The organism is Chromobacterium sphagni, from assembly GCF_001855555.1.
Taxonomy (GTDB): Bacteria; Pseudomonadota; Gammaproteobacteria; order Burkholderiales; family Chromobacteriaceae; genus Chromobacterium; species Chromobacterium sphagni.
The window spans coordinates 1-7,429 of record NZ_MKCT01000070.1 but is presented as its reverse complement, the minus strand read 5'-3'; the positions used below and the strand labels follow the sequence as shown (position 1 = coordinate 7,429).

At 59.1% G+C, this 7,429-nt stretch carries 10 protein-coding genes, 1 other RNA gene and 1 pseudogene; 11 read left to right on the top strand and 1 reads right to left on the bottom strand.

Translation table 11 applies throughout. From position 1 onward, the window contains the following. Positions 1-336: 336 nt before the first annotated feature. Positions 337-1,410, bottom strand: coding sequence for a patatin-like phospholipase family protein (locus BI344_RS19790; RefSeq protein ID WP_071114522.1), 1,074 nt, complete (start codon positions 1,408-1,410; stop codon positions 337-339). 103 nt (positions 1,411-1,513) lie between these two features. On the opposite strand from BI344_RS19790, the gene BI344_RS19785 reads away from it, so the two are divergent. The 11 genes and pseudogenes from BI344_RS19785 to BI344_RS23275 all read left to right on the top strand — a co-directional run. Next, positions 1,514-2,236 (top strand): GAF domain-containing protein, encoded by a 723-nt coding sequence (locus BI344_RS19785; protein WP_071114521.1) that lies wholly within the window; start codon positions 1,514-1,516, stop codon positions 2,234-2,236. A 74-nt stretch (positions 2,237-2,310) separates the two neighbouring features. Further along, positions 2,311-2,931 (top strand): GTP cyclohydrolase II, encoded by a 621-nt coding sequence (ribA, locus tag BI344_RS19780; RefSeq protein ID WP_071114520.1) that lies wholly within the window; start codon positions 2,311-2,313, stop codon positions 2,929-2,931. Between the two features lie 78 nt (positions 2,932-3,009). Then, positions 3,010-3,374: a transfer-messenger RNA gene (gene ssrA / locus BI344_RS19775) on the top strand. A gap of 155 nt (positions 3,375-3,529) precedes the next feature. Continuing rightward, on the top strand, positions 3,530-3,994 hold the full coding sequence (locus tag BI344_RS19770) for an integrase arm-type DNA-binding domain-containing protein (protein WP_071114519.1): 465 nt from the start codon (positions 3,530-3,532) through the stop codon (positions 3,992-3,994). After that, positions 3,972-4,507, top strand: a pseudogene (locus tag BI344_RS25005) (tyrosine-type recombinase/integrase); the annotation flags it as partial. The gene BI344_RS19770 and the pseudogene BI344_RS25005, both read left to right, overlap by 23 nt. Then, complete coding sequence (locus BI344_RS25000) at positions 4,484-5,197, top strand: tyrosine-type recombinase/integrase (RefSeq protein ID WP_206600442.1); 714 nt, start codon at positions 4,484-4,486, stop codon at positions 5,195-5,197. The pseudogene BI344_RS25005 and the gene BI344_RS25000, both read left to right, overlap by 24 nt. A 100-nt stretch (positions 5,198-5,297) precedes the next feature. Continuing rightward, a complete protein-coding gene (locus tag BI344_RS24995) occupies positions 5,298-5,756 on the top strand; it encodes a hypothetical protein (RefSeq protein ID WP_139167084.1) in 459 nt (152 codons plus the stop codon). A gap of 53 nt (positions 5,757-5,809) precedes the next feature. Next, complete coding sequence (locus BI344_RS24990) at positions 5,810-5,953, top strand: hypothetical protein (protein WP_206600441.1); 144 nt, start codon at positions 5,810-5,812, stop codon at positions 5,951-5,953. A 136-nt stretch (positions 5,954-6,089) separates the two neighbouring features. Continuing rightward, positions 6,090-6,311, top strand: a complete 222-nt coding sequence (locus BI344_RS19755; RefSeq protein ID WP_071114517.1) for a helix-turn-helix transcriptional regulator — start codon at positions 6,090-6,092, stop codon at positions 6,309-6,311. A gap of 9 nt (positions 6,312-6,320) precedes the next feature. Beyond that, on the top strand, positions 6,321-6,632 hold the full coding sequence (locus tag BI344_RS23280) for a helix-turn-helix domain-containing protein (RefSeq protein ID WP_083370307.1): 312 nt from the start codon (positions 6,321-6,323) through the stop codon (positions 6,630-6,632). A 111-nt stretch (positions 6,633-6,743) separates the two neighbouring features. Next, positions 6,744-7,429 (top strand): plasmid recombination protein (locus tag BI344_RS23275; RefSeq protein ID WP_193431012.1); only part of this gene is annotated, 686 nt, incomplete at its 3' end.

Below are 7,429 nucleotides of genomic sequence, written 5' to 3'. Positions count from 1 at the left end.
TTTCTGTCCGCCTTAGTTTTTTGCCATTGCAAGTTGGGCTGCGAGCGCTATGCAGGATAGGGAGCAGAAAAGGGAATGGCGCTTGCAAGCAGTCTGCGCGGTATCGATATCCTGTTGCTGATTTTATGGACGTATGCGCTGGGCGGAGAGATGCGGACGGCGTACGAGTGGTATTTGCGCGCGCGGTCCATTGGCGTGGGTGTCATATTGGCCTGCACATTGCAATGGATGAGGGGGGCGCTTGGCTGCTGGTGGCCTGGATGGGCCAGGCCCGGGCAGAATAAAGAGAGCAGGCGGTGAGGTGGGCGCAAAGCCGAGCATGCCCGGCTTTTTCGTTTACAAAGGCTGCACCGGGATCGAGCCCGGCTTCTCCAGCCATTCCAGAAACGCGTCTCCCAGGCGCCCGCTTTCCGCGCTGGCGGTTTTCCAATGCCCGCGCCGCTGGGCGTCCCGTCCCAGATAACGGTGGAAATCCTTGCGGTCCGGCAGCTTGCCGGTGGGCAGTTGCGCCAGATACTCGCGTGACGGCGCGATCAGCACGGTATTGGCCTGGTTGCTGCCGCTGGCCTTGCGCCAGGGCAGGGACTTGTCGAACCAGCCCGGCACGATGCGGTCGGTGAAATGCGGGTACAGCGCGATCTCGTCCCGATGAGCGAAAGGGAAGTCGATGTGATAGTCGGTAAGGCCGCCGTCGCGGTAGATGGCCTGAGGCGCGTCCGGCAGCTGCACGCCGTGCAGGAAGCCGGGAATGGCCACTGTGCCCATCAGCGCCTGCCGCAGATTGGCGGCATTCAGCGCCAGCAACTGGGTGGGAATCGCATCCTCCGGCTTGAAGCGCAACGAACTGCGCGGGTCGTGGCAGATCACCCGGCTGAAACTGTGCCGCAGCAACGGCCGCGCAACCATGTTCAGCGCGGCGGCCACCGCCAGGCCGGACAGCAGCGCCGGTTTGGCCTCGCTGTTGGCCAGGCCGTGGGACTGCACCAGCAGCAGGCTCAGCCGGTAATGCGGATGATCCAGCAACCTTTCCAGTCCCTCGATTCCCAGGATGTCGTCCAGCATGGCGCGCGTCTGCGCGGTGATCTGGGCGGTGGTGACGCGGCTGGAATAGCTTTCTTCGGTATAGCGCTCCGCCAGCCGGGCCAGCGCTTTGGCCGGGTCCGGCTGCATCGCGCAGGCGAAGCGCCAGCCGCCTATCGACGCGCCCACCAGTTCGCGCTCCCTCGGCGCGCCGGCCAGCCATTCGAATATCGCCTGATCCAGGCCGGTCAGGCCCACCGCCTTGGGGCCGCCCGCGGCGCCGGGGAGGGTGCCGACCTGTTGCGGCTGAAGGCCGTGTTGCAGGAGTTGCCGGGCTTTGACGCCGGCCTTGATGGTGAGCGCCGGGCGGCGGATATGAATGGCTGTCATTAGGATATTAAGAGGTCGAAATGGCGAAGCGATGCCGGGTTTGGTATCCTGTTAGGTTTCGAATCGAAGCGCATCGCAAATGCGCCGCTGTTCAGGAGTCCTCATGATACCCGCAAGCCAGCTGACCGACTATCTGCGAGAGCAGGCGCTGAATCTGGATGTCACGGAATTGCAAATCGCCGTGATCACGCTGCAGGCCGTTCTCAGCGTCGACAAGCCCGCGCCGCGCCGCGACCTTTACCGCTATCGGGTGCCCAAGCTGGGGGAGGGCGGCAGCTGCTCGCTGATCCATGAGCTGGACGACACCCCGTACGACCTGTCGTTTGTGTTGGGCGGCGAATCCCCGGAGCTGACCGCCGCACTGGTCAACCTCAATGCGCTGGTCGATTCGGTAAACGCCAAGATCGGCGCCGACTGGCTGGGCATCTACCGCAAGATAGGCGTGGGCAAGGACGCGATCCTGGTCAAGCTGGCTTACCAAGGCGTGGAGAGCCGCGCCGAATTTCCGCTGACTGAGGCTTTTGCCGAGCACAGCAACAACAGCCGCGTCGGTCTTACCGGCTGGGCGGTGGTGGTGGACGACGTGGCGCAGTGGCGCGCCGAAGGCGGCGGCTACTATGAGTGCGACCCCAAGGTGAAAAGCGAGGTCTGCCTGCCGGTGCTGGGCCGCGACGACAATGTGCTGGGCATCATCGACGCCGAATCGTTCGAGCCTGACCACTTCACGCCGGAGCGCCAGGTATGGCTGGCCGCCTTGGCCATTGTGTTGGCGCCGCAGTTGGCCGCGCTGCCGCGGCTTGAAAAACCGGACTCTCTCCCCAATTAAGCCATATCCAGGCCGCAGCGGCGGCCTTTTTGCATTGCAGGCCCGTTTTTAGCATTCACCGTGTTGGAGAAGTCATGTCGTCGTTCCCCCTGCCAGATCCCGCAGAACCGGTCATCCAGTATGTGGCCAGCTGCGAATTGCCCACGCCGTGGGGCGAGTTTGTCATGCATGGTTTTGAGGAGGCGGGGGGGCGCGAACATGTGGTGCTGACGTTGGGCGAGGTGGCGGATGGCCGTCCGGTGCTGGCGCGCTTGCATTCCGAATGCCTGACCGGCGACGCGCTGTTTTCCCTGCGTTGCGACTGCGGTTTCCAGTTGGAGGCGGCGATGGAGGCCATCGCCAAGGAAGGCCGCGGCGCTCTGCTCTACTTGCGCCAGGAAGGCCGTGGCATCGGCCTGATCAACAAGATCCGTGCCTACAAGCTGCAGGACGGCGGCGCGGACACGGTGGAGGCCAACGAGCAGCTGGGCTTCCCGGCCGATATGCGCGATTTTCGCATCGCCCGTCACATGCTGGACCATCTGGGCATAGGTAGCGTGAGGGTGATGACCAACAATCCGCGCAAGCTGGCCACGCTGGAGGCTGCCGGTATTCATGTCGCGGAACGGGTGCCGCTGCAGGTGGGGCGTAACCCGTATAATGATCACTATCTGGACACCAAGGCGGCCAAGCTGGGCCACATGCTGATGAAATAAAACTCCGAGTGAAGCTCGCGCGATAACGATAATGCTCGCCAAAATCCGGCGAATATCGTATAATTTCCATTCTTATCTGGGGGCGACCTGGTTTCGACGGGGGTTGCGAAGCAGATGGGGGCATACCGGGATTTCAGTTACCCCGTAAAACACTGAATTTTTTTAGTCGCAAACGACGAAACTTACGCTCTAGCAGCCTAACGGCCGGCTAGACACTACAACGGTTCGCAGATGGGCCGGGGGCGTCAAAACCCTGTAGTGTCACTCTACATCTGCTAGTGCTGTTCCGGGTTACTTGGTTCAGTGCGAAATAATAGGTAACTCGCCAAAGTCCAGCCTGTCCGTCGGCGTGGCAGCGGTTAAATCCAAATGACACGACTAAGTATGTAGAACTCACTGTAGAGGACTTTCGGACGCGGGTTCGATTCCCGCCGCCTCCACCAAATTAGCATTTCACACCGTGTCATGGTGTGCCAAGAACCCCGAGAAATAAGCCTCTCGGGGTTTTTCTTTATGTCCGGTCGTGTCATGAGGTGCCTTGACATGCCAGTAGTTGTGACGGTAGTTTGAGCGGTATCTACCACAAGGTTGATATCGCATGCCGACAAAACCCTATGAAACCCAGCATCCAAGCGGGTTACAGCCTCTCGCTGCTCCTTACAAAGTCCGATACGAGCGCAACCTTGTCCTGCTGGTAGACCCAAATGGTGGCAAGTACTGGCGCATGAACTACCGCTATGGCGGCAAACAAAAAACCATGTCTCTTGGCGTCTTCCCGGACGTAACCCTTGAGCAGGCTATTTCTTTCAGAGATGCAGCTAGCGCAATCCTGAAGGAAGGCCGCGACCCGATGGCCGAGCGCAAGGAAGCCAAGGCGCGCCGTGCCAAGCCCAACAGCCGCACCCTTCGATTTGCTCTATCCGAGCAGGGGCTATTGGATATCCAAACCCCAGCAGCACACATTCGGCTCTCCCCGGCACAAACAGAAGCCCTAATCGAATTTCTGGCTTCTCAGAACAGGTGGACTGTCGATAGAACGGATGATGACCATGCCGCTGACTGATACAGCCTGCAAGAACGCCAAACCCAAGGATGATGGGACTCCCGCCAAGTTCGCCGACGAAAAAGGCATGTACCTGCTGGTGAACAAAACCGGCAAATACTGGCGGCTTGACTATCGCTTCAACGGGGCGCGCAAGACGCTGGCACTTGGCGTCTATCCAGAAATCAGCCTCAAGCAAAGCAGGGAGCGGCGCGACGAGGCCCGGCGACTGCTGGCAGAGGGCATTGACCCAGGCCTGCATCGCAAGCTGCAGAAGGCCGTCAAGGTGATCCAGGCGGAAAACAGCTTCGAGGCGGTGGCGCGGGAATGGTTTGCGAAGTACAAGCCGTCCTGGGTGGACAGTCACGCGGACAAGATCATCCGCCGGCTTGAGCGTGACATCTTCCCCTGGCTTGGCAAGCGGCCGATTGCAGAGATTGAAGCCCCCGAGCTGCTGGCCGTCCTGCGCCGCATAGAACACCGCGGGCCATCGAAACCGCGCACCGCGCAATGCAGAACTGCGGCCAGGTCTTCCGCTATGCCGTCGCCACCGGCCGCGCCAAGCGCAATTCCGCCGCCGACCTAGTCGGCGCGCTGTCGCCCGTCATCAAAACCTCATTCGCCACCATCACCGAGCCTGAGAAGATCGCCCAGCTGCTGCGGGCAATGGACGGCTACCAGGGATCGTTCATCACGCAATGCGCGCTCAAGCTGGCGCCCTTGGTGTTTGTGCGCCCTGGTGAGCTGCGCAAGGCGGAGTGGTCTGAAATCGACTTCGAAGCCGAGCAATGGGTAATCCCGGCCGAGCGTATGAAGATGCGTGAAAAGCATATCGTCCCGCTGTCACGGCAGGCGTTGGCCATCCTGAAAGAGTTGGAAGCCCTGACGGGAAACGGCCAGTATATTTTCCCCGGCGCCCGTACCAATGGCCGACCCATGTCGGAAAACACCGTCAATGCCGCTTTGCGCCGGCTGGGCTACACCAAGGACGACATGACCGGTCACGGCTTCCGTCACATGGCATCCACCCTGCTGAATGAGCAGGGATGGAATCGGGATGCCATTGAACGCCAGATGGCCCACGGAGAGAGAAACAGCATCCGGGCCACATACAACTACGCCGAGTATCTGCAGGAGCGGGCGCGGATGATGCAGTCTTGGTCGGATTATCTGGACGGCTTGAAGGCTGGCGCGAAGGTGACGCCATTATTTAAGACGGCCTGATACCAGCTTTGCCAACACCTAGCCCGTCGGGGCGAAAAGCGGGAAACCCTGCCTGCCTGGTGCGGCAACCTCATTTAGGGTGCGCCAATTGGGAGGCGTCATGGAGCAAACCGCTGGAGCCGAGGAGTTAACAAAGTACCGCGCAACACAAGACGGGGTTTATCTGTTGAAAGCATATACGGCGCGTCTAGAGGCTGATAAATCGGAGAACGCGGCTCGTTTGCAGGCCATTCGAGTGGAAATGACACCAGAGCCTGGCGGAGGCATAGCCATTGATGTTTTCGAACGGCTTAGCGTCGAGTCGGTAAGGCTGATGATTCTGGACGAACTAGACCCGTTAATCAGAAGCCTCGTTGAAGTGATATCAAATCCAGATATATCTGGTAGCAACTTGTTAACCGCACTTAGAGCCGCCTTGAAGATCGGAAAAGGACACGCCATATCTGACACCAATCGAAACGAGCAGAGGGGCCAGATTCAAGCAGCATGGGTGCAAAGTTACATAAAATGGAAGAGTCCAACATTTATGAGACCGAACATGCCATTGCGACGCGTATAGCAAAAGAAAACGATGTAAGTGTGCAATCAGCAAAAGACTATCGCACTACACTAATGGAAAACCCGATTCAAAAGCGCTGGATTGAACGAATCATGTCGCACGCCAAAATGGCTAAAGCGATACGAGAGCGCGGCCTCACGATCACAGAAATCGAAGAATGTGGCTCACGGCTGCGCAAGCAGCAGAGCTGGGCATAAAAACTGTCAGGAAGAAAAAACCAGGGAAGAAAAAGCCGCCCAGCTGGAGTTAAATTTTACAGAGCCGATATACTGCGCCTGTTAACTTTTCTGAATAGGTTATGTCGTGTCACCAACAGCCACACAAGGCAACGACATGGCAACAACCACCAAACAGCCCCACTACGGCACACTGCCCGTCACTGGTTTCATTCGACTTGCGGACCTGCGCAAAATCCTTCCTGTGTCTGATTCGACAATTTGGCGGATGGTCAGAAAACAGACCATGCCAGCGCCAGTAAAACTCTCCGAGAAGGTAACAGCATGGCGCGTGGAGGAAATCCGCGCATTTCTTGACCAGATAGGCCAAGCGGCTTAAGGGGCGATCATGGAAAACAAAAACGCCCGCCCCGCCGAAGCAGAAACGAGCGCCAACCACACCGCCGATACTAGCAACCTCGCCACCGCTGCGCAACGACAGCGCATGCTCGAAGCCCTAAGATCTGGACCAGTTTCAACATTCGATGCACGGGCAAGGCTCAACATCTTGGCCCCGGCCCCACGGGTTAAGGAGCTGAGAGAGTCCGGGTTCGTCATTTTGACAAAGCGCGAGTCCTTGCCGGATGAACGCGGCATCGTACATCCAGGCATTGCCAGGTACGTCCTGATCAGCGAGCCGCCAGCAAAGGCCGTCGCATGACGCCCGCCAAATCACCACACCGCCAAGCCGGCTAGATAGCCGCTAATTCGCATTCGCAGACGAGGACGGGCATGCCTCATGGGCAGCCCTCCTTCACGCCAGGGGGGATGCATGCCTGCTTACCTGAGCGCGCACGCCATCAACGGCAAGAAGCAGAATCAGACCTTGCGGACCATCGCGGCACACAACACACGCGGCATCGCGGCCGAGTTGCGGGGCGGATCTGGAGCCAGAATTAACCCGGCGCGTGTGCACCTAAATCGCACACTTGCAGGGCCGGAAACCGCGGAGGAAATCGTGGCGTCACATGCGCGCATTCTCGAAATGTTTGGCGCTCAACCCAAACGCAAAGACCAGATCACGCTGATTGAAGTAGTTGCAGATCCAGGCCAGCAACTTGAAGACCCGCTAGCTTTTTTCGAGGCGGCCAAGGACTGGCTTGTGTGCTGGTACGACTGCCCGCTGTTACACGCCGTAGTGCATTTTGACGAGGCCGCACCGCATATGCACGCCCTGTTTGTCCCGATCAAAGACGGACGTTTGCAGGGCGACGCCATCATGGGTAAGCGGGGCGATTTGGCCCGCATGCAGCGCGATTTCCAGGCTGCCGTTTGCAAGCGCTTCGGGATCGATCCGCCGCCCAAGATGCCGGCTGCAGAACGCAAGCGCGCATCGCTGCAAATCATCGACGCCCTCATCCAGCAAGGGGCGCAACTCAGCGCCGATCAAAAACACCAGTTGGCCCAAGCGCTGCAAACAGCAGCAGATTTTCAAAGCCTTGTGGCGGCGTTTAGTAC